The organism is Streptomyces sp. NPDC002669, from assembly GCF_042889165.1.
GTDB lineage: Bacteria > Actinomycetota > Actinomycetes > Streptomycetales > Streptomycetaceae > Streptomyces.
In genome coordinates this window covers 37,042-59,051 of the sequence record NZ_JBIAQQ010000028.1, presented here as the reverse complement: position 1 = coordinate 59,051, position 22,010 = coordinate 37,042, and the positions used below count along the sequence as shown (strand labels likewise).

General features: G+C 71.9%; 16 protein-coding genes and 1 CRISPR repeat array. Of the genes, 8 read left to right on the top strand and 8 right to left on the bottom strand.

Going from position 1 to position 22,010, the window contains the following annotated elements; genetic code table 11:
* Positions 1-52: 52 nt before the first annotated feature.
* Positions 53-1,021: an agmatinase gene (speB, locus tag ACFYW1_RS31520; protein WP_389000842.1), complete on the top strand. Its 969-nt coding sequence runs from the start codon at positions 53-55 to the stop codon at positions 1,019-1,021.
* Positions 1,018-2,709 carry a thiamine pyrophosphate-binding protein gene (locus ACFYW1_RS31515; RefSeq protein ID WP_389000839.1) on the top strand — a complete coding sequence of 564 codons (1,692 nt, stop codon included), beginning with the start codon at positions 1,018-1,020 and terminating at the stop codon, positions 2,707-2,709. The genes speB and ACFYW1_RS31515 overlap by 4 nt, the downstream gene beginning before the upstream one ends.
* 76 nt (positions 2,710-2,785) lie before the next feature.
* Here ACFYW1_RS31515 and ACFYW1_RS31510 read toward each other — a convergent pair whose 3' ends face one another.
* Positions 2,786-3,160 carry a hypothetical protein gene (locus ACFYW1_RS31510; RefSeq protein ID WP_389000836.1) on the bottom strand — a complete coding sequence of 125 codons (375 nt, stop codon included), beginning with the start codon at positions 3,158-3,160 and terminating at the stop codon, positions 2,786-2,788.
* Between the two features lie 170 nt (positions 3,161-3,330).
* On the opposite strand from ACFYW1_RS31510, the gene ACFYW1_RS31505 reads away from it, so the two are divergent.
* Both ACFYW1_RS31505 and ACFYW1_RS31500 read left to right on the top strand, forming a co-directional pair.
* Entirely contained in the window at positions 3,331-4,302 is a 972-nt protein-coding gene (locus ACFYW1_RS31505; protein ID WP_389000833.1) for a serine hydrolase, read from the top strand.
* A 188-nt stretch (positions 4,303-4,490) separates the two neighbouring features.
* Positions 4,491-8,240, top strand: a complete 3,750-nt coding sequence (locus tag ACFYW1_RS31500; protein WP_389000830.1) for an ABC transporter ATP-binding protein — start codon at positions 4,491-4,493, stop codon at positions 8,238-8,240.
* 109 nt (positions 8,241-8,349) lie between these two features.
* On the opposite strand, the gene ACFYW1_RS31495 is transcribed toward ACFYW1_RS31500, so the two are convergent.
* Complete coding sequence (locus ACFYW1_RS31495; RefSeq protein ID WP_389000827.1) at positions 8,350-8,895, bottom strand: hypothetical protein; 546 nt, start codon at positions 8,893-8,895, stop codon at positions 8,350-8,352.
* A gap of 173 nt (positions 8,896-9,068) precedes the next feature.
* Here ACFYW1_RS31495 and ACFYW1_RS31490 point away from each other — a divergent pair, with 173 nt between their 5' ends.
* Together ACFYW1_RS31490 and ACFYW1_RS31485 are read left to right on the top strand one after the other, a co-directional pair.
* Positions 9,069-9,542 carry a hypothetical protein gene (locus tag ACFYW1_RS31490; protein ID WP_389000824.1) on the top strand — a complete coding sequence of 158 codons (474 nt, stop codon included), beginning with the start codon at positions 9,069-9,071 and terminating at the stop codon, positions 9,540-9,542.
* A 98-nt stretch (positions 9,543-9,640) separates the two neighbouring features.
* Positions 9,641-11,107: a S28 family serine protease gene (locus ACFYW1_RS31485; RefSeq protein ID WP_389000821.1), complete on the top strand. Its 1,467-nt coding sequence runs from the start codon at positions 9,641-9,643 to the stop codon at positions 11,105-11,107.
* 90 nt (positions 11,108-11,197) lie between these two features.
* Here the strand turns inward: ACFYW1_RS31485 and ACFYW1_RS31480 are convergent, their stop codons facing one another.
* Positions 11,198-12,604 carry a choice-of-anchor A family protein gene (locus ACFYW1_RS31480; protein WP_389000818.1) on the bottom strand — a complete coding sequence of 469 codons (1,407 nt, stop codon included), beginning with the start codon at positions 12,602-12,604 and terminating at the stop codon, positions 11,198-11,200.
* A gap of 127 nt (positions 12,605-12,731) precedes the next feature.
* Positions 12,732-13,166 carry a peptidoglycan-binding protein gene (locus ACFYW1_RS31475; RefSeq protein ID WP_389000954.1) on the bottom strand — a complete coding sequence of 145 codons (435 nt, stop codon included), beginning with the start codon at positions 13,164-13,166 and terminating at the stop codon, positions 12,732-12,734.
* A 142-nt stretch (positions 13,167-13,308) separates the two neighbouring features.
* On the opposite strand from ACFYW1_RS31475, the gene ACFYW1_RS31470 reads away from it, so the two are divergent.
* The gene (locus tag ACFYW1_RS31470; protein WP_389000965.1) at positions 13,309-13,848 is read left to right on the top strand and encodes a hypothetical protein; all 540 of its coding nucleotides are present in this window, start codon (positions 13,309-13,311) and stop codon (positions 13,846-13,848) included.
* A 436-nt stretch (positions 13,849-14,284) separates the two neighbouring features.
* Here the strand turns inward: ACFYW1_RS31470 and ACFYW1_RS31465 are convergent, their stop codons facing one another.
* Both ACFYW1_RS31465 and ACFYW1_RS31460 read right to left on the bottom strand, forming a co-directional pair.
* The gene (locus ACFYW1_RS31465; RefSeq protein ID WP_389000815.1) at positions 14,285-16,150 is read right to left on the bottom strand and encodes a glycoside hydrolase family 3 protein; all 1,866 of its coding nucleotides are present in this window, start codon (positions 16,148-16,150) and stop codon (positions 14,285-14,287) included.
* 204 nt (positions 16,151-16,354) lie between these two features.
* Positions 16,355-17,278 (bottom strand): LysR substrate-binding domain-containing protein, encoded by a 924-nt coding sequence (locus ACFYW1_RS31460; protein ID WP_389000812.1) that lies wholly within the window; start codon positions 17,276-17,278, stop codon positions 16,355-16,357.
* Positions 17,279-17,436: 158 nt separating this feature from the next.
* On the opposite strand from ACFYW1_RS31460, the gene ACFYW1_RS31455 reads away from it, so the two are divergent.
* Positions 17,437-18,366 carry an EamA family transporter gene (locus tag ACFYW1_RS31455; protein ID WP_389000809.1) on the top strand — a complete coding sequence of 310 codons (930 nt, stop codon included), beginning with the start codon at positions 17,437-17,439 and terminating at the stop codon, positions 18,364-18,366.
* Positions 18,367-18,373: 7 nt separating this feature from the next.
* Here ACFYW1_RS31455 and ACFYW1_RS31450 read toward each other — a convergent pair whose 3' ends face one another.
* Both ACFYW1_RS31450 and ACFYW1_RS31445 read right to left on the bottom strand, forming a co-directional pair.
* Positions 18,374-18,868: a type II toxin-antitoxin system Phd/YefM family antitoxin gene (locus tag ACFYW1_RS31450; protein WP_389000807.1), complete on the bottom strand. Its 495-nt coding sequence runs from the start codon at positions 18,866-18,868 to the stop codon at positions 18,374-18,376.
* A gap of 536 nt (positions 18,869-19,404) precedes the next feature.
* Positions 19,405-20,094 carry a hypothetical protein gene (locus ACFYW1_RS31445; RefSeq protein ID WP_389000804.1) on the bottom strand — a complete coding sequence of 230 codons (690 nt, stop codon included), beginning with the start codon at positions 20,092-20,094 and terminating at the stop codon, positions 19,405-19,407.
* A 271-nt stretch (positions 20,095-20,365) separates the two neighbouring features.
* Positions 20,366-21,857: direct repeats of the CRISPR family, unit length 29 nt; unit sequence GGGACCACCCCCGCACGCGCGGGGACCAC.
* Between the last annotated feature and the right edge of the window lie 153 nt (positions 21,858-22,010).

Below are 22,010 nucleotides of genomic sequence, written 5' to 3'. Positions count from 1 at the left end.
GCGTCACCACGCACCACCACGAGGCACGCACCACCACGAGGAAGGCACCCACATGAGCAGCAGCGAAACGCCGCGCGGCCCCATCGACTCCTCCCGCGTCCCGCGGTACGCCGGACCCGCGACGTTCGCCCGGCTGCCCCGCCTCGACGAGGTCGGCAGCGCCGACGTCGCCGTCGTCGGCGTGCCCTTCGACACCGGTGTCTCCTACCGCCCCGGCGCCCGCTTCGGCGGCAACGCGATCCGCGAGGCGTCGCGCCTGCTGCGCCCGTACAACCCGGCGCAGGACGCCTCGCCGTTCGCGCTCGCGCAGGTCGCCGACGCCGGGGACATCGCCGCGAACCCGTTCAACATCAACGAGGCCGTCGAGACGGTCGAGGCCGCCGCCGACGACCTCCTGGCCACCGGCGCCCGCCTGATGACGCTCGGCGGCGACCACACCATCGCGCTGCCGCTGCTGCGCTCCGTCGCCAAGAAGCACGGCCCGGTCGCGCTGCTCCACTTCGACGCCCACCTCGACACCTGGGACACCTACTTCGGCGCCGAGTACACCCACGGCACCCCGTTCCGCCGGGCCGTCGAGGAGGGCATCCTCGACACCTCCGCGCTCTCCCACGTCGGCACCCGCGGCCCGCTCTACGGCAAGCAGGACCTGGACGACGACGCGAAGATGGGCTTCGGCATCGTCACCTCCGCCGACGTCATGCGGCGCGGCGTCGACGAGGTCGCCGACCAGCTGCGCCAGCGGATCGGCGACCGGCCGCTGTACATCTCCATCGACATCGACGTGCTGGACCCGGCGCACGCGCCCGGTACCGGCACCCCCGAGGCCGGCGGCCTGACCTCCCGCGAGCTCCTGGAGATCGTCCGCGGCCTGTCCTCCTGCAACCTGGTCTCCGCCGACCTGGTCGAGGTCGCCCCCGCGTACGACCACGCCGAGATCACCTCCGTGGCCGCCTCCCACACCGCGTACGAGCTGACCACGATCATGTCCCGGCAGATCGCGGAAGCCCGCACCAAGTGAGTCACGACCACCACGACGAGCGGCCCCGGCTCACCCCGGGGCAGCTCGCGGCCGCGCTGAACCCCCCGGCCGGGCGCAACGGCGGCGACCTCGTCGTCGAGACCCTCCAGGGCCTCGGCGCGACCACCGTCTTCGGACTGCCCGGCCAGCACGCGCTCGGCGTGTTCGACGCGCTGCGCCGCTCGTCCCTGACGTACGTCGGGCTGCGCGTCGAGAACAACGCGGGCTTCGCCGCCGACGCGTACGGCCGGATCACCGGGGAGGTCGCGCCGCTGCTGCTCTCCACCGGGCCCGGCGCCCTCACCTCGCTCGCCGCGCTCCAGGAGGCGGCGGCGGCCTCCGCCCCGGTACTGGCGGTCTCCAGCCAGGTCCCGGTCGCGGGCCTGGGCGGCGGACGCCACGGCTACCTGCACGAACTGCGGGACCAGAAGGCGTCGTTCCGCGACGTCGTGAAGTCGGTGCACACCGTCCGCGCGGCCTCCCAGATCCCGTCGGCGATCGCCGCCGCCTGGGAGTCCGCGCTGACCGCCCCGCACGGACCGGTCTGGGTGGAGATCCCGCAGGACGTGCTCCTGGCGGAAACCTCCCTGCCCGTCGTCACGGCGATGGACGCCACCCCGCGCGAACCGCAGGCCCGCCCCGAACTGATCGCCGCGGCCGCCGACCTGCTGTCGCGGGCCGAGCGCCCGGCGATCATCGCGGGCGGCGGAGTCGTGCGGTCCGACGCGTCCGGCAAGCTGCTGGCGCTCGCCGAGCGGCTCGACGCCCCCGTCGTCACCACCTTCGGCGGCAAGGGCGCCTTCCCGTGGGAGCACCCGCTCTCGCTCCAGTCCTGGCTGGAGGACCGCTGGACGACGGACTTCCTGGAGTCCGCCGACGTCCTGCTGGTCGTCGGCTCCGGACTGGGCGAACTCTCCTCGAACTACCACACGTTCCGCCCGCGCGGCCGGCTGATCCAGATCGAGGCGGACGCCGGGAAGCTGGAGTCCAACCACCCCGCCCTCGGCATCCACGCCGACGCCCGCGGGGCCCTGGCCGACCTCCTCGACACGGTCGGCCGCCGCACCGACCCGACCGCGCCGGAGCGGGTGCGCGCGGTGCTCGACGCGGTACGGGACCGGATCGCGGCCCAGGAACTCACCCTGGAGCAGCGGCTCGTCGCCTCGGTCCGCGAGGCGCTGCCCGACACGTCCCCCAGCTTCTGGGACATGACGATCCTCGCCTACTGGGCCTGGTCCGCCTTCGACGCCCGCCGTCCGAACACGATGCACTCGGCCCAGGGCGCGGGCGGCCTCGGCTACGGCTTCCCGGCCGCGCTCGGCGCGGCGGTGGCCGACCGCACGAGGCCGGTCCTCGCGGTCTCCGGCGACGGCGGCGCGATGTACTCGATCGCGGAACTCGCCACGGCCCGCCAGTACGACCTCCCGGTGACCTGGCTGATCGTGGACGACGGCGGCTACGGCATCCTGCGCGAGTACATGACGGACGCCTTCGGCGCGACCGCGGCCGGGGCCACCGAGCTGACCCGCCCCGACTTCGTCGCCCTCGCCGAGTCGTTCGGCGTACCGGCGGTCCGCACGACGCCCGAAGAGCTCGCCGACGACCTGGCGAAGGCCCTCGCGGAGCCCGGCCCGTCGGTGGTGGTGCTCCCCGCCCTGCTGAGGATGTTCGAGCCGACGCACCTGTGACGCCGTGACGTGCCCGCAGGGCGTGTCCCCCGCCCGCGCACCCGTTCCCGGGGCGCGGGCGGGGCCGTTCCCGGGCTCACTTCCCGGACAGGTGCTCCTTCGTGATGAGCGCCGCCTGCTCCTCGCGGCCGCGGTGGAAGTCCTCCCGCTCGTCGGGGTGGAGGCTGGTGGGCACGGCCCGCGCCGGCGGCAGGAAGTCGGTCAGCGACCGGAAGACCGGGTCCGCCGCCGCTCCCCGGCCCCGGATCCTGGCCTGCACCAGGTACTGGACGATCTCCCGCAGGGGCTCCCGCAGAACGGGTTCCGGCCGTGCGGCGGCCTTCTCCGCGACTCCCTGCTGCCCCAGCGCATGGTGTTCGTTCTGCGCGAGCCGTTGCAGGGCCGCGACCGCCGCGAAGAGCCGGCCGCAGCGGTATGCCTCGGGGTGCCGGACCGGCTGAGCGCTCGTCAAGGTTCCCTCGATTCGATCAAGGTGCCGGGTCGTACCCGGTGACCGATACCCGCGCGACGGGCGACGAACCACACAGCCGGCGACGCGCAACTTTCCGGCCCGTCGTGAGTCGTTACTCACGGGTGCGCCGGGGGCGCACCGTACCGATCCACCCATGGGGGACCAGCCGCATGAAAGAACAGCCCTGCATATCCCGTCGCGCCAAGGCCCCGCTCGCCGTCGCGCTCGCCGCGGGCGTACTCGTGCCGGTGGCGGTCGGCGCGGCGCCGGCCTCGGCCGCGACGCCGACCGTGAGCTGCACGTCCGCCCAGGCCGGGCTCGCCGCCAAGCTGTCGAAGGACATCACCGCCGCCCTCAAGGGGCGCAAGTCGACCACGGCGGTGGCGCTCTACGACCGGAAGACCAAGACCAACTGCACCCTGCGGGCGACGACGAAGTACGACTCCGCCAGCGTCGTGAAGGCGACCGTGCTGGCGACGCTGCTCTGGGACAACAAGAAGCACAACCGCTACCTCACCCAGCGCGAGATCAACCTCGCCACCGCCATGATCACCAAGTCCGACAACAACGCGACCACCAGCCTGTGGAAGCAGCTCGGCGTGACCAAGATCAAGGCGTTCCTCAAGGCCGCCGGGATGAAGAACACCGTGCCCGGCTCCGGCGGCTACTGGGGGCTCACCCAGATCACCGCCCAGGACGAGCTGCGGCTGCTGCACCTGCTGACCGTGAAGAACTCGGTGCTGAGCGACAACGCGCGGGCCTACGAGCTGGGGCTGATGAAGAAGGTCGTCTCCTCGCAGCGCTGGGGCACCCCCGCCGGGGCGCCGTCCGGAGTGACCGTCCAGGTCAAGAACGGCTGGCTGCCGCGCGCCACCCACGGCTGGCGGGTGCACAGCATCGGCGCCTTCACCGGGAAGGGGCACGACTACGCGATCACCGTCCTCACCCAGGACAACAAGACGATGAACGACGGCGTCGCCACCATCCAGGCCGTCGCCCGCGCCGTGCACAAGGACCTCAACCCGGCCGTCGCCGCCAGGACGACCACGACCGTCGCCCCGCCCGCGGCCCCGCAGGAAGCCGTGCCCGCGGTGCCGGAGGCCCCGGCGGTGCGCATGCTCACCGCGTCACCGCAGCCGTAACGGGTGGTGGCGCCCCGTATCCGGCCCGGATGCGGAACCGCGCCGTCCGTGGAAGGGTCGTACGGCGGTCCCAGGACCGCCGTACGACCCTTCCGCACCTCTGGCCCCGGGTTTGTGACAGCGGGATGAAATCCACCGCCCACCGTGTTGGTTTCTTCCGGTAGAGCAGGTCGAACGGGGAGGTACCGGTGACGGACGCGGCGGACACGGAGGGCGTGGCACGGGCCCCGGGCTGGGCCCGGCGGCTGTGCGGCTACGCATGGCGCTACCGGCTCAATGTGCTGCTGGCGCTCGGCTCGTCGCTCGCCGGCATGGCGGTGATGGCCCTCGTCCCGCTGATCACCAAGGTGATCATCGACGACGTCGTCGTCGACCGGACCCGCTCCCTCGCCCTGTGGACCGGCCTCCTGATCGCCTCCGCCGTGGTCGTGTACGTCCTCACGTACATCCGCCGCTACTACGGCGGCCGGCTCGCCCTCGACGTGCAGCACGACCTGCGCACCGAGATGTACGGAACGATCACCCGGCTCGACGGGAAACGGCAGGACGAGCTGTCCACCGGACAGGTCGTCGGGCGCGCCACCAGCGACCTCCAGCTGATCCAGGGACTCCTGTTCATGCTCCCGATGACCATCGGGAACATCCTGCTCTTCCTCATATCCCTGGTCGTCATGGCGTGGCTCTCCCCACTGCTGACCCTGGTGGCGATAGCCGTCGCCCCCGCCCTCTGGTACATAGCCCGTCGCTCCCGCAACCGGCTCTTCCCCGCCACCTGGTACGCCCAGGGGCAGGCCGCGGCCGTCGCCGGAGTGGTCGACGGGGCCGTCTCCGGGGTCCGGGTCGTCAAGGGATTCGGGCAGGAGGAGCAGGAGACCGGCAAGCTGCGCGAGGTCGGGCGGAAGCTGTTCGCCGGACGCCTGCGGACGATCCGGCTGAACTCCCGCTACACCCCCGCCCTCCAGGCCGTCCCCGCGCTCGGCCAGGTCGCGATGCTGGCCCTCGGCGGCTGGCTCGCCACCCGGGGCGAGATCACCCTCGGCACGTTCGTCGCGTTCTCCACCTACCTCGCCCAGCTCGTCGGCCCGGTCCGGATGCTGGCCATGGTGCTCACCGTCGGACAGCAGGCCCGCGCCGGCGTCGAACGCGTCCTGGAGCTGATCGACACCGAGCCGACCATGAAGGACGGCACCAAGGAACTCCCGGCCGACGCCCCCGCGAGCGTCGAATTCGACGACGTACGGTTCGGCTACGACCGGGAGCGCCCCGTCCTCGACGGGTTCTCGCTGACCATCGAGCCCGGCGAGACCGTCGCCGTCGTCGGCGCGTCCGGCAGCGGCAAGTCCACCGTCTCCCTGCTGCTGCCCCGCTTCTACGACGTGACGCACGGCGCCGTCCTGGTCGGCGGCCACGACGTCCGGGAACTCACCCAGCGGTCCCTGCGCGCCGCCATCGGCCTCGTACCGGAGGACAGCTTCCTGTTCTCCGACACCGTCCGCGCCAACATCGCCTACGGCTTCCCGGACGCCACCCAGGAGCAGATCGAGGAGGCGGCCCGCGCCGCCCAGGCCGACCGGTTCATCGCGGAGCTCCCCGAGGGCTACGACACCAAGGTCGGCGAGCACGGGCTCACCCTCTCCGGCGGCCAGCGCCAGCGCGTCGCGCTCGCCCGCGCCATCCTCGCCGACCCCCGGCTGCTCCTCCTCGACGACGCCACCTCCGCCGTCGACGCCCGCGTCGAGCACGAGATCCACGAGGCGCTGCGCCAGGTGATGGCCGGGCGCACCACGCTGCTGATCGCCCACCGCCGCTCCACCCTGGGCCTCGCCGACCGGATCGCCGTCCTGGAACACGGCCGGCTCGCCGACATCGGCACGCACGAGGAGCTGGAGCGCCGCTCCGCGCTCTACCGGCGGCTGCTCACCGACCCGGACGAGCTGGGCGGCACCTCGCCCGGACACCAGCCGCAGGCCGTCGAGGCCGCCCCCGAGGACGACCGCGCCCTCCAGGAGGAGCTGGACGCCGAGTTCGACGCCGAGCGCGGCATCAGCCCCCGCCTGTGGGTCCGCAAGGAGGAGCCGCGCGACACCGGCGCCGCCGGCATGCCCGCCACCCCCGAGCTGCTCGCCCAGGTCGAGGCGCTGCCGCCCGCCACGGACACGCCCGACATCGACGAGGCACGGGCCGTGCGCCCCGAGGACTCCTACGGGCTGCGCAGGCTGCTGCGCGGCTTCGGGCTGCCGCTGCTGGTGAGCCTGGTGCTGGTCGCGGCCGACGCGGGCGCCGGGCTGCTGCTGCCGGTGCTGATCCGGCACGGCATCGACCAGGGCGTCTCGCAGCTCGCGCTCGGCGCGGTCTGGGCGGCGTCCGCGCTGGCCCTGGTGGTCGTCCTGGTGCAGTGGGCCGCCCAGATCGGCGAGACCCGGATGACCGGCCGCACCGGCGAGCGGGTGCTGTACTCGCTGCGGCTGAAGATCTTCGCGCAGCTCCAGCGGCTCGGTCTGGACTACTACGAGCGCGAGCTGACCGGCCGCATCATGACCCGGATGACGACGGACGTGGACGCGCTGTCCACGTTCCTGCAGACCGGCCTGGTCACGGCCTTCGTCTCCGTCGTCACCTTCTTCGGCATCATGGTCGCGCTGCTGGTCCTGGACGTGCAGCTGGCCCTGGTGGTCTTCGCGACGCTGCCGGTGCTGATCATCGGCACGTTCTTCTTCCGCCGCAGGAGCGTCAAGGCGTACGAGCTGGCCCGGGAACGCATCGGCGTGGTCAACGCCGACCTCCAGGAGTCCGTCTCCGGGCTGCGGATCGTGCAGGCGTTCCGCCGCGAGCACGACGGCGCGGAGCGGTTCGCGGCGCGCAGCGACCACTACCGCGAGGCCCGGGTCCACGGCCAGTGGCTGATCTCGGTCTACTTCCCGTTCGTGCAGCTGCTGTCCTCGGTGGCCGCCGCGGCCGTCCTGATCGTCGGCGCGGGCCGGATCGACAACGGCACCCTCACCACCGGCGCGCTGGTCGCGTACCTGCTCTACATCGACCTGTTCTTCGCCCCGGTGCAGCAGCTGTCCCAGGTCTTCGACGGCTACCAGCAGGCCACCGTCTCCCTGGGCCGCATCCAGGAACTGCTGCGGGAGCCGACCTCCACCGACACCGCCGACGAACCGCTGGCGGTGCCGTCGCTGCGCGGCGAGATCGCCTTCGAGAACGTGTCCTTCGGGTACGGGGGCGGCGACGGCGCCGAGGAGGCGCTCACCGGCGTCGACCTGCGGATACCGGCCGGGCAGACGGTCGCGTTCGTGGGCGAGACCGGCGCGGGCAAGTCCACCCTCGTCAAGCTCGTCGCCCGGTTCTACGACCCCACGGGCGGCCGGGTCACCGCGGACGGCACCGACCTGCGCCGCCTCGACCTCACCGGGTACCGGCACCGGCTCGGGGTGGTCCCGCAGGAGGCGTACCTCTTCGCGGGCACGGTCCGCGACGCCATCGCGTACGGGCGGCCCGAGGCCACCGACGCCGAGGTGGAGGCGGCGGCGCGGGCGGTCGGCGCCCACGACATGATCGCCACCCTGGAGGGCGGCTACCTGCACGAGGTCGCCGAGCGGGGCCGCAACCTCTCGGCCGGTCAGCGCCAGCTGATCGCACTGGCCCGCGCCGAACTCGTCGACCCGGACGTCCTGTTGCTCGACGAGGCGACCGCCTCCCTGGACCTGGCCAGCGAGGCACTGGTCAACCAGGCGACCGACCGCCTCGCCGGCCGCCGCACCACCCTGGTCGTCGCCCACCGGCTGACCACGGCCGCCCGCGCCGACCGGGTCGTGGTGATGGACCACGGCCGGGTCGTCGAGGACGGCACACACGACGAACTCCTCGCCGAGGACGGGCGTTACGCCGTGCTGTGGCGCACCTTCATCGGGGAGGACGAGCCCGCCGGGGTCTGAGGGAACGGGGCCGCCGAGGCCCGACCGCACGGGGTCGCCGGGCACTTCCGGCGGCTCCGTGCGGTGCCGCGTGCCCGGGCCGGTCCCCTGCGGGGTTCGGCCCCGGTCCTCAGTCGCCGATGTCGGAGATCCTGCCGGTCGCCAGGTCCGACCGCACGGTCAGGTACGAGTACGTGGGGTGCTCGCCGCGGCTCCAGGTGAGCCGCACCGTCGACCAGGTGTGCCCGGCGGCGCTGTCGCCCGGGGTGACCCGGAGGGCGAGCGGGACGTTCTGGGCGCGGAGCACCCCGTCCGCGTGGTTGCGCCGCTCCCAGGCGTCCAGCCGGGAGCGCAGCTGCGGGGTCAGGTAGAACTTCCGCAGGGCGGTGGCGAGTTCACCGCCGCCCTTCCCCGAGACGGCGTCGATGTAGGCGCCGTAGAAGTGGGCCACCTGCTGGTACGCCGGGGCGCCGAGGCTCCCGTGCGCCGCAGGGCCGGCCGCCGGTGCCTGCTGCGTCGGCCGGGCCTGCTGGGTCTGCTGTTGAGCCTGCTGTGCCTGCGGGGCCGCCGCGACGGCCGGGACCGCGGCGACGGCGGTGAGCGCGGCGGCGGCGAGCAGCGTCCGGCCGAGGGTGCGCCGGCTCCGGGACCCCTGCGCGATGCGGAGTTGAAGCATGACAGTTCCTGCCTTTCGTATGGCTCTGTCCTGTTGGAGTCATGCTGTGGCGATTCGGTTGCTCCGGGGTGTGGCACGCCGGATGCAACCTTCGGATGGACTCCTGCGTCGTACGCGTGTATGCGTGTGTACCGGGCCGGGGTGTAAATGTTCGATTGGCGATGGGGTTACTGGTGAGCAAAAAGGCCGTTGAGTCCGGAAAGGCCGAGATAGCCGGTTTGTCCTTCGGGGGCGGGAAAACCGCCGCGGCCACCGGTGGGGCCAAGGGCTTCGGGCGGGCGGCGCGTTCGCTCGCCCTGCCGGTGGCGCTCGCCGTCGGACTGGTCCTCGGCGGCCCCGCCGTCGGCAGCGCCGACGCCGTATCGGCCTGCACCGGGCGCCTCGCCAAGACGGTCCCGTTCAAGACCGGCAAACTGCACATCTACAAGAGCCGTTCCTATGCCTGCGCGATGGCCGTCGCCAAGGAATCGGGGCCGCGCCGCTCGATGTCCGTGACTATCCAGGCGCGCGGCGGCAGCCCCGTCACCGACCGGGGCAAGTACACCAAGCAGGCGGGCCCGGTGACGGTCCACGCGCTGAACAGGTGCGTCAGGGCCTCGGCCAGGATCTCGGGCGCGTCGGCCGCCACCGGCTGGATCCTCTGCTGACGGCGCCAATCACAGCCGACCGCTTCCGTCAAGGTCTGGCGGCAGGGGTGCCTCCCCGCTAGGTTCACGGCGAACGTTGTGAATCTTGGGGAGGGTGTATGCGCAAGGCGCTCAGAGGATTCCTTTCGCTCGCGGTGCTCATCGGCACGGTGAGCGCGACGGGCGCCTCGGCCGGGGCGGCCACCGCCGCGGAACCGGCCGGGCCGGTGAGCCGGGCCGTCGACGACGGCACCACCACCGACATCAAGGACCGCATCCTGGCCATTCCCGGGATGAGCCTCATAGAGGAGAAGCCCTACGCGGGCTACCGCTACTTCGTCCTCAACTACACCCAGCCGGTCGACCACCGGAACCCGTCCAAGGGCACCTTCCAGCAGCGCATCACCCTGCTGCACAAGGACACGTCCCGCCCGACGGTCTTCTACACCAGCGGCTACAACGTCTCCACCAACCCCAGCCGTTCCGAGCCGACCCGGATCGTCGACGGCAACCAGGTCTCGCTGGAGTACCGGTTCTTCACCCCGTCCCGCCCGGCGCCCGCCGACTGGTCCAAGCTCGACATCTGGCAGGCCGCCAGCGACCAGCACCGCGTCTTCACCGCCCTGAAGCGGATCTACACCAAGAACTGGCTGGCCACCGGCGGTTCCAAGGGCGGCATGACCGCCACGTACTTCGAGCGCTTCTACCCCCGGGACATGGACGGCGTCGTCGCGTACGTCGCGCCCAACGACGTGGTGAACAAGGAGGATTCGGCCTACGACCGGTTCTTCGAGAACGTCGGCACCAAGGAGTGCCGCGACCGGCTGAACGGGGTGCAGCGCGAGGCGCTGGTGCGCCGCGAGCCGCTGGAGAAGAAGTACGAGGAGTACGCCGCGACGAACGGCTACACCTTCGACATCACCGGTTCGCTGGACCGGGCGTACGAGGCCGTCGTCATGGACTACGTCTGGGCGTTCTGGCAGTACAGCCTGCTGTCCGACTGCGACACGATCCCGGCCGACGCCGCCTCCGCGTCCGACCAGGAGATCTGGGACTCGATCGACTCGATCTCCGGCTTCTCCGCCTACGCGGACCAGGGCCTGGAGCGGTACACCCCGTACTACTACCAGGCGGGCACCCAGCTCGGTTCGCCCGACATCAAGCAGCCGTGGCTCGGCAATCTGAGCCGGTACGGGTACCAGCCGCCGCGCAACTTCGTGCCGCGCTCCATCCCGATGAAGTTCCAGCCGTCGGTGATGCGCGACGTCGACAAGTGGGTCAAGCGGCACGCCGACCAGATGCTGTACGTCTACGGGGAGAACGACCCGTGGGGCTCGGAGCGCTTCCGGCCCGGCGCGGGCTCCCGTGACAGCTACGTCATGACCGTGCCCGGCGGCAACCACGGCGCCAACGTGGCCGGGCTCGGCGAGAAGGACCGGGGCGAGGCCACCGCGGCCATCCTGCGCTGGGCGGGCGTCGCCCCGGCCACCGTGCAGGACGACCCGGCGAAGGCGAAGCCGCTCGCGAAGTTCGACGCCCGGCTGGACAAGCAGGACGTGATGAACGAGCGGGAACTGCGCCCGTAACCGGGCCCTCCCACAACGGGCCTTCCCGTGACGGACCTTCGGGCCGGGGTGTACGCGCGAATCGAGTGCGCGTACACCCCGGCCCTGCTTCTAGCCCTGGTTCTGGCCGCGCCGGCGACGCGTGAACATGAGCAGGCCCGCGCCGAGCACACCGAGGACGGCCGCGGCGGTCGCGTAGACGCCGACCTGCGCACCGGTGCTGGCGAGGAAGCCGCCCTCGTCCTTCGGCTCCGAGGTGGGCGCGGACGGGGTGGGCACCGGCGTCGGGGACTCCTCGGACCCGGACGGCTCCGGCGTCGGCGTGCCCGACTCCGGGGCCGAGGGGGTCGGGGTGCCGGGCTCGGCCGGCGGCTGCGACGGCTGCCCGGGCTCGGACGGCTTCGGCGTCGGGGTGCCGGGCTTGGACGGCTCGGGCTTGCAGGTGAAGGCCGGGGAGCCGTTCCACGGGTAGTTGTGGCTCTCGTTGCCCGTGCCGTGGGTCTTCACGTCCCCACCGACGTACACCCGTCCGTTGGTGCTCGCGGTGAAGTCCGCGGAGGCCTCGGGGGCGAGGATCGAGCCCATGAAGTTCCCGCCGCCGCCGAGGGTGAGCGAGGTGGAGTCCTCGAAGTTGTACAGGATCCGCGAGGCGGCGTCGCCGAAACCGGCCGAGCTGTAGACGTCGACGCGGTCGTCGTTGAAGCCCACGGACATCGGCGATATCGACACCGCGTGGGAGCCCGTCACGTTGACCACGACGGAGTCGCCCTCGGGGATGGAATCGAAGTCGAACGACGAGGCGCCGTCGAGTTCGGCGGCCGTGATCTCGAAGACCTGGAGGTCGCCGTTGCCGGCGCCGGTGCTCTTGAAGGTGACCGTGCCGCCGGAGCGCGTGGTGGTGCCGGTGGCCTTCAGCTTCCCGAGGGAGGACGACTCGTCGCCGATGGTCCGGTCGAACGACTGGTAGGGGCTGAGGGCGCCCTCGGTGCCCAGGCCGGACGAGCGGTTCCCGCCGTTCGTCTCCAGTTCGCCCTTCTCGTCGATCTTCTTCCCGACCCGGACGGCACCGCCGTAGCCGGACTTCGACGTGACGCCGTGGCCGACGTCCACCTTCGTGCCCTTGGCGATCGTCAGGTTGCCGCCGACCGCGAGCATCAGCTCGCCCCCGTCCGGCAGGATGCCGGAACCGGCTCCGGCCCGGCCGACGTTGAAGATGCCGCCCGAGGTCTTGGCGAACGTCGCGTCGCCCTTGACGACGAGCAGCCCCTCCGCCTCCGCGGACGCGCCGTCGACGGTGTAGTCGCCCCCGGCGAAGAGGGCCACGTTGCCGTCGATGAACTGCGGGCTGTTGTTGATGCCCGGAAGCTTCCCGGAGGACGGGCAGTACTTCGACTCGCCGTCGGTGGCGGCGACGGGGGCTGCGAAGGCGCTGCCGGCGCCGGTGCCGAGCAGTCCGAGGGAGAGGAGCACGGCGAGTGCGCTGCCGGTCCGCCCGGCAGTTCTTCCGGTGACGTGCATGATCTTGGTCCTTGTCTTTTCTTCGGGGGAAAGCGGCCGGGCACGGCTGAGGAACCCGCCTGCGCGGCCAGAGAACGAGGGAGGGAGTGCGGGCGGGGACGGGGAACGGATTTCCCGTCCCCGTTCCTCACCGCCCCTGGAACACGGCGTAATCGAGAGACGGGACCGAATTGCCGTACGGGGCCGAGTTCCCGTAGGGGTACGAGTTCCCGTGCGGGCCCGGCTTTCCACGCGGGGAATCGGCTCCGTGCGGGCCCGGGTTTCCGTGCGGGCCCGGGTTTCCGTGCGGGCCCGGGTTTCCGTACCGGGGGGAGTGCCCGTACCGGCCCGAATTTTCATGCCCGCGGGAATCCCGGCCGGCGGAGTCGGTCTCCGCCCGCAGGGCCGCCCGGGTCAACGGCCCGTAGACGCCCGGCTTCTCGGGAATGTTCCGGGCCCTCTGGTAACGGCTCAGCGCGACTTCCACGGCCGTCGTGAAATTTCCGTCGGTGCTGCCCAGGTACAGGTAGAGCTGTTGCAGCCTTCGCTGGAGGTCTTCGACCTCGCGGCCCGTGCTTCCCAGGGCGAGGTCCGGCCGGCCCGCCGCGCGGATCTCATCCCGCGGGGGTGACGGGGTGCGCGCCGGTGGACCGGCCGGGGTCGAGGGGGCCGCGGGCGGCGTCGCGGACGACGTCGCGGGAGGCGGCGTTTCGGAAGTGGACCGCGTGACCTGGGTGTGGGCCGGCTTCTGGGCCGGAAGCGCCGTACCGGTGGGCGCGGCGGTGGACGAGGAGGAGGAGGGGGACGGCGTGGCGGAGTCCCGGGTGGAGAGGGTGGTGGAGACGGGGGCGCTGAGATCGGTGTGCCGCGCGGTGAACGCCTCACAGACCAGGGAGACCGATATCGCGGCACTGATCCCCACCGTCACCGTGCCGATGAGCAGTGCGGGTGACTGCCTCCGCCTTCCCGCGGAACGTCCGGCGGAATGTTTCGCGGAACGTCCGGCGGGCCTGCGGGCGGGGCCGAGGACGGCCGGCTCCGGCCCGGACGGGAGCGAGGACGGGGAAGGGGGCGAGGAGGGCGAAGGTGTTCCCGGCAGGTGGACGTTCTCCTCGAAGAGCTCGATGTCGGCCGGGCGGGCGCCCTGGCCGTCCCGGCGGGAAGCGGACACCTTTCCGAAAACCCGGTCCTCGCCGGAGGGCACCGGGCCGCGTGCCGACTGCGGGGCAGATTCTTCTTCCGGTGTGCGCGACGCGAATTGCTGAAAGCCCACGTGCTCCGAGCTCCTTGTCCGGGCAGTTCGACAAAAGTTGATCAACGTGCGGGGGTCCGGGCTCGTCTCACGTGCCCGAACGGCGAATGCGCGCAGGGGGAAAGGGGGTCGCGCGACACATCGAGAACTCCAGGTTGTGGCGGAACCGAGGGTGTGGGGAGGGGGTCCCGTGACCCTCGCTCACAACGTGAGCAGGCGTCAACTTTGAGCAAAGCGCATCAAGGTCACAGCAACCGGACATGCCACCTTAATTGGAAATTAAAGCGTGGCGCACGTCACACTTCAGAGGTGAAATGTGGGCGCCCCAGCGGCTGCTCGGCGGGGTGCTGCCCGGCCCCGCGGGCAAACGACGGACGGCGCGCGGGACCGGGTGGTCCCGCGCGCCGTCCGTCGTTCCGTGCCCCCGAAGCGCCTCGGCGCCCCGGGTCTCAGTACGTCAGGCCGTACCCCACCGGGTACAGCACCCGCGCCGGATCGTCCGCGCGCTGCACCGGCACCGGCAGGGTGCCCCGCGGCTCGACGCGGCCCGCGATGACCCGGGCGGCGGCCCGTAGCTCGACGTCGGTCCAGGAGTACGTGGCCAGGTTCGCCACGAACCCGGTCCCGGCCAGCCGGGCGATGTCGTACGGGTTGCGGATCGCGACCGTGATCACCGGGACGCCGGTGGCGGCCAGGGCGCTCACCAGGGTGCGCTGCGAGCTGGTCGCCGAGACGTTGTACGTCGCCACGACCACGGCGTCCTTGCCCCGCGCCGCCGCCACCGCCTCGTCGATCTTCGCCTTGGTGGGGGCGGTGCCGGTGGACAGCGCGGTCGCCGCGTACCCCAGCTCGCCGAAGGCGGTGGCCAGGGTGGTGGTCGGCGGTCCCGTGGTGCCGGACGGGGAGGCCGGGTCGGCGCCGACCACCAGCAGGTTCTTGTGGGAGCGGCGGGAGAGCGGCAGCACCGCGCCCTCGTTGGCGAGCAGGGTGGTGGTGCGCTCGGCGATCCGGTCGGCGGCGGCGAGGTGCGCCCGGGTGCCGACGGTACGGTCCACTTCCCGGCGGCTGACGAACGGGTCGTCGAACAGCCCGAGCTTCGTCTTCAGCCGCAGGATGCGCAGGATCGATTCGTCGAGCCGGGCCTCGGTCAGTTCGCCGTTCTTCACGGCCGCCAGGACGGCGTTCCAGGCGACGTCCAGGCTCGGCGGGTTGAGCAGCTGGTCGACGCCCGCCTTCAGGGCGAGTACCGGCACGCGGTCGTCGCCGTACTTCGTCCGCACGCCCTCCATGCCGAGCGCGTCGGTCACCACGACGCCGTCGTAACCGAGTTCCTCGCGCAGGATGCCGGTGAGGATCGGGTGGGACAGCGTGGCCGGGTCCTCCGCCGGGTCCAGGGCCGGGACGACGATGTGCGCGGTCATGATCGAGTCGATGCCCGCGGCGATCGCGGCCCGGAACGGCGGCGCGTCCAGCTCCGCCCACTGCTCGCGGGTGTGGTTGATGACGGGCAGCCCGGTGTGGCTGTCGGTGCTGGTGTCGCCGTGGCCCGGGAAGTGCTTGGCCGTCGAGGCGATCCCGCTGCTCTGGTACCCCTTCACCTGCGCGGCGACCATCGCGGCCACCGACTGCGGGTCGGAGCCGAAGGAGCGTACGCCGATGACCGGGTTGGCCGGGTTGACGTTGACGTCGGCGTCCGGGGCGTAGTTCTGGTTGATGCCCATCGCGGCCAGCTCGGCGCCCGCGATCTGGCCGGCCCGGCGGGTGTCGGAGCGCGAGCCGCCCGCGCCCAGCGCCATCGCGCCCGGCATCAGGGTGGCGGGCTCGCCGACCCGGCAGACGATGCCGTGCTCCTGGTCGGTGGAGACGAGCAGCGGCAGCGGGGTGGGGCCGGCGAGACCGGCGCGCTGGATGCCGTTGGAGAGGTCGGCGATCTGGTGCGGGTCGCGGGTGTTGTGCGCCCAGGCGAAGTAGATGATCCCGCCGACGTGGTACTTGGCGATCATCTCGGTGGCGGTGCGGACCCCGATCTCGGCCAGGTTGGCGTCGATGTCGGCCTGGTCGGGCTCGGTGGCGGAGTGCCCGTACACCCGCATCACGAAGAGCTGCCCGACCTTCTCCTCCAGGGTCATCCCGGAGATGATCCGCTTGAGCCGCGCGGTGGTGGCGGCTGAATTGTGGTGCCCGCCGCCGTGGCCGCTGTTCGCGGCCCGCTGGGCTGCGACGGCGCCGGGGGCGACGCCCGCACCCGTGGCGACGGCGGCGACCGTCGCGGCGGTGGCGGTGAGGAGGGTGCGTCTGGAGGGGCGGTGGTGCACGTGAGCTCCTTCGGCCGTACTCGGGGACGAGAGGGTGTTGAAAGAAACTTCCAAGGAGCACGGATATCCAGAAAATAACTTCCGGTCAAGGGTCCGGACCGTTTTGGCCCCGGCCCGTCGCCGCCGGACCGGGCCGGATCGGGGCAGACGGGATCAGGCGGGCTCCGGCGACGCGGGGCGGCGGCCCCGATTCCGGTCGGCGGATCAGGCCGGGGAGGGCGGGGTCAGCCCCACCGAGACCCCGTGCCCCTGGAGCGCGGCCACCGCCGCCGTGATCGCGGGCCGCCGGGCCGCCTCCGTGCGCCACAGCGCGTACAGCCTCCGCACCGGTACCGGATCGAGCGGCACCGCCACCACTCCCTCGGGCAGCGCGCCCCGCCCCAGCCTCGGGATCATCGCGACCCCGAGACCCGCGGCGAGCAGGGCCAGCTGGGTGTGGTTCTCCTCCGCCTGGTGCCGGATGTCCGGCTCGTAACCCGCCGCGCGCAACGTCCGTACGAGCCAGTCGTGGCAGACCGTCCCCGGCGGCTGGCAGATCCACCGTTCCTTCGCCAGCTCCTCGCGCCGCACCGCGCCGCGCCCGGCGAGGCGGTGCCCCTCGGGCACCAGCAGATCGCAGCGGTCGTCGCCGATCACCGCCTGCGCCACGCCCTCCGGCGCGGGCAGCGGGGCGATGTCCCAGTCGTGCGCGACCGCCAGATCGATCACGCCCTTGGCCACCAGATCGACCGAGAGGTGCGGGTCGACCTCGGTCAGCCGCACCTCCAGGGCCGGATGGTCCCGGTCCAGCTCCGCCAGCACACCGGGCAGCAGCCCGCGCGCGGCGGACGCGAACGCGCCGATCGACAGCCGCCCGGTCGGCAGCCCCCGGCGCTCCTCCAGCGTCGTCTCGGCGCGCTCCACGATCGCCAGCAGCTGCTGGGCCGTCGCGGCCAGATGGAGCGCCTCCTCGGTCAGCGCGACACCGCGCCCGCGACGTTCGAGGAGCGTCGTGCGGGTCTCCCGCTCCAGCTTGGTGATCTGCTGCGAGACCGCCGACGGGGTGTAGCCGAGCGCGGCGGCGGCAGCCGCGACGGAACCGTGTACGGAGACCGCGTGCAGCGCGCGCAGCCTGGCCAGATCGAGCACCGGAACCTCCCGGAGGCAGGGCCCCGCCCGTGCGGAGCCCCTTGCCGGTTCGACACCGTCCCGGCGGCGTCTCCTCGGCGATTCATCAGCAATGCTCAATTCCACCATGAAGAAATCCGCGCTGGTGCTACATGGTCGGTGCGGGTGATCCTCGGTGCATGCGTCCCCTCCACATCGCCCTGGCAGCCCTGGTGGCCGCCGTCTGGGGTGTCAATTTCGTCGTCATCGAGGTCGGTCTCGGGCACTTCCCGCCGCTGCTCTTCTCGGCCCTGCGCTTCCTGGCCGCCGCGCTGCCCGCGGTCTTCTTCGTCGGCCGGCCCAAGGTGGCCTGGAAGTGGATCGTGGGCGTCGGGCTGGCCCTCGGGGTGGCGAAGTTCGGGCTGCTCTTCATCGGCATGGACCGGGGGATGCCCGCCGGCCTGTCGTCCCTCGTGCTCCAGGTCCAGGCGGTCTTCACCGCGCTCTTCGCCGCCGTCGCGCTCGGCGAGCGCCCGGGGAGGGTGCGGGTGCTGGGGATGGGGGTGGCCCTCGCGGGCATCGGGGTCGCCGCGGTCGACGAGGGGGCGAACGGGCCCGTGCTCGCCTTCGTCCTGGTGATCGCGGCGGCGGCCTGCTGGGGCGTGTCCAACGTACTGACCCGCAAGGCGGCCCCGCCGGACCCGCTCAACTTCATGGTCTGGGTCTCGACCGTGCCCGTGCTCCCGCTGCTCGGCCTCTCCCTCGTCTTCGAGGGCTGGGACCGCGACGCGGAGGCGCTGGCCGCACTCGACTGGAGCGGCGTCGGCATCATCGTCTACGTCGCCTGGATCACGACCGTGTTCGGCTTCGGCGCCTGGGGCTACCTGCTGAGCCGGCACCCGGCGTCGTCGGTGGCCCCGTTCACCCTGCTCGTCCCGGTCTTCGGGATGTCCTCGGCCGCGCTGCTGCTGGGGGAGTCGGTGAGCCCGCTGCGGTGGTGCGCCGCGGCACTGCTGGTGGGCGGGGTGGCCCTGACGTCCCTGGCCGGAACGCGCAGGCCGCGCTCCGTACCGACCCCGGAGACCGCCCCCGACAAGGGCACCCCCCAACCGGTGGTGACCGGCCGGTAGCGCAGGCTCACTGCTCCCCGACCGGCGGCTGCCGGGCCAGGAACTCCTCGAACGCCGCCGCCTGCGCGGGACTCATGTACCCCTGACGCGCATGCATGGCCATGTCCTCCAGCCACGCCACCTCATCGGCATCCAGCTGCACGGCCACGATTGCCCCACCCCGGCCGAAACTCACCCGCCGCCCGTCGGCGCGCACGTAGCGGGTGTAGGGCCCGTACTCCTCCGGCTCGGCCAACGCCTCGACCCGGAGCCGCCCGACGTCCCGCACGCCCCCGTCCGTCTCCTCGCTCTGCGCCTCCGGCCCGGGGGAGGGGAAGGGGGCGCGGACCCAATGCTCCAGCTCGGCGAGCTTCCCCGCCGGAAGCAGCACACTCACCGGCACACCCTGCTCGGTGAGCACGACGCGTTCCCCGGTGGACTCGACCAGCGAGACGAGACGCTCGTAGTCGATGGGGTCCGAGGCGTACCGGCGCTCGACGACGATCTTCACAACGTCTTCCATGCCCCAGGACGCTACCGAGGGGAACTGACAGAACTGCAAGAGGAACTGACAGAACTGCAAGGGGGACCGACGCAACCGACAGAGCGGACGCCCCCCGCCCCCGCCCCGCTTCGCCCCGTCAGTCGAAAGCGCGCAGCAGAAGCCGTACCGTGCCCGCTATTCCCCGTCCGATCAGCCTGAACAACCCTGTCTCCAGAGCCAGTTCACCGGCATCGACAGCCGTTTCCGCACGGTCCGCGCCATGTCGGCAATGAGGACAGGACCGAGGCCACCGGCGCTTCTGTCCCCCACACTTCCTGCAGTTCGCCATGCCGGCCATTCTCCCCTCCCTGTCGTGCGGCCAGGCTGCGCGGCCGAACGCCCTGGCAGCCTCGTGCCGTCAGTACCGCTGCTGGTGGGGAGGACCATCCCCGCATGCGCGGGGGCCACGCGATGATCCGCTCGAACCCGTGCTTCTTCGGGGGATCGACCCCGCACGCGCGGGGTCCGCGAACAACGCCCCTGAAATTTGCCCTTCAGCAGGGCTTTCCTGTCATCTACGGGCAGGACTCGCCGAACTTGACCGCAGCGAACTCAACAGGCTGCCCGTTGAGCACCGCTCCAGCCTTCGGGTCCTGGGTGCAGACTTTCCAGTTGCTCTCCATCAGGACCATGCGGTCCTCGCGGGCGTCGGTGACCGTGATCGAGGTGCTTGAGTCGAGGGCCCCTCGCGCCACTTTGACGGACTTTCCAACGAAGTTGGGCATGGTGTTCCCGGCCGGAGCAGGATCCTTCTCGTCCTTGGACGGGCAGGACTCCTCAAGCTTCACCGCTCCGAAATCGAGTTCGGTGTCGACCGGGAGGCTCTTCCCCGCTTTGTGGTTCTGGGTGCAGACCTTCCAGTTCCGGTCGAATGCCTGCATGCGGCCACGACCGGCACTGTCGTGGGACGCCAGGAGATAGAAGCCGTCGGCCTGCGCTTTGTCCTGCGCGGACTGCAACCCCATGCCGACGAAGTCCGCGACGGTCGCGCGCTCGACGGGCTTGTCGTCCTTCTCCGGCAGCGCAGCGTCCGAGACGGCCGGGGAAGGCGGCGGAGTGGTGGGCTGCTGGGAGGCGGGTTGCTGGGTGGCGGGTTGCTGGGTGGTGGTGGCCGGCTCGCATCCGGTCAGGGCAATGGCAGCCAGGCAGGCGAGCGCGGCAGTGACTGTGCGGGTGCTCAAGTTGTCCCCCCAATGGTGGTTCATGGAGGAATGACCGTAACCGGGCCTCGTGGCCAGGTGAGGCGTGCACTCCGGAAGTGGCGTATTTGTAATCGAATAGCGGAGAAAAGGTGATCATCGATTGGCTCGCGTGGATACGGCTCACGTTCCGCGCGGCAGTGCCGACGGCCCCGTACACGCTGAACGCCGCGAGTGCCTGCACCCGCCCGGACTTGACGTCGATCTGCTGGGCACGAAGCCTGGTCCCCGCGCGTGGGGATCACTTGGACAGGCCGCCGAGGATGAGCTTCACGCAGGGACTACCCCCGCACACGCGGGGACCACGCAGCGGTCCTGCTTCCCGGAGGCCCGTACGAGGGACCAACCCCGCACGCGCGGGGACCACCACGGCTTCAGCAACGTTGACGACGCCAAGGCGGGACCACCCCCGCACGCGCGGGGACCACGAGGGGTCCGCCCCGATCGGCACGTACAACCGGGGACCACCCCCGCACGCGCGGGGACCACCCGTGCGGCGGCCGTGGCGCGCCGCAGGGCTTGGGACCACCCCCGCACGCGCGGGGACCACACGGCCCCTCAAACGACGCCGTGACGGGTCCGGGGACCACCCCCGCACGCGCGGGGACCACGCAACCGGGTTGAGGGCGCGGCCACCAGGTCGGGACCACCCCCGCACGCGCGGGGACCACTCCGGAGCGCTGATCGCCCTGCTCGTCGCGTGGGGACCACCCCCGCACGCGCGGGGACCACCTGATCGGTCACAGCTCGGTGGAGCCAGATGAGGGACCACCCCCGCACGCGCGGGGACCACTCGTGATCCGGGTGCGCTGCTGGCGTACGTAAGGGACCACCCCCGCACGCGCAGGGACCACTACGGGCTGCCGGGCGTCCGGCGGCTCGTCGAGGGACCACCCCCGCACGCGCGGGGACCACTGGGATCGCCTGTACGCCGAGGCCGAGGACACGGGACCACCCCCGCACGCGCGGGGACCACCCCGTACGGGTCATCAGGAGCCGGATCGTCTCGGGACCACCCCCGCACGCGCGGGGACCACCGCGCCGTCCCCGGGGCCTTCAGGATCTTGATGGGACCACCCCCGCACGCGCGGGGACCACGGAGTATGGGGCGTTCTGGTCCAGTAATCACGGGGACCACCCCCGCACGCGCGGGGACCACCGGTTCCTGGACGCCCCGGCGACGCGGGCGGAGGGGCCACCCCCGCACGCGCGGGGACCACCCTGGTGGTCATGACCCCGATCGCCCTCGCAGGGGACCACCCCCGCACGCGCGGGGACCACCACTGGCCACGGCGTAGGTGTCGGGCGGCGGAGGGACCACCCCCGCACGCGCGGGGACCACCCGTCGCTCGCGCGCTCGCGGTCGTACTTGTCGGGACCACCCCCGCACGCGCGGGGACCACGCGGGTAAAACGGTCGCGTCCATGAAGGTGGCGGGACCACCCCCGCACGCGCGGGGACCACTGGGCCAGCGTCCTCGTCGATGTCCCCGCCCAGGGACCACCCCCGCACGCGCGGGGACCACTGTGCCGCCGGGGACAGCTCCTTCAGCGCCTCGGGACCACCCCCGCACGCGCGGGGACCACACCACGACCCGGCGTATCACACCGGCTGGACAGGGACCACCCCCGCACGCGCGGGGACCACAGGTAGGCACCTCGGGAGCAAGTGTCAAGATGGGGACCACCCCCGCACGCGCGGGGACCACGGCAACGCCGTGTACCAGGTTCGCCGCCGCTCGGGACCACCCCCGCACGCGCGGGGACCACAGTTCGTGACCTGCGGCTTCATCGCGGCAGGGAGCGATTTTTACTTACTTTCAAAGATTCCGACATAGCGCCTAAAAGGTAGATTCTTTTGGTTGGTAGGTAGAGGTCTGTGTAGAGCGATTATCTCAGGTCGGCTTCACCGCAACAGTCGCT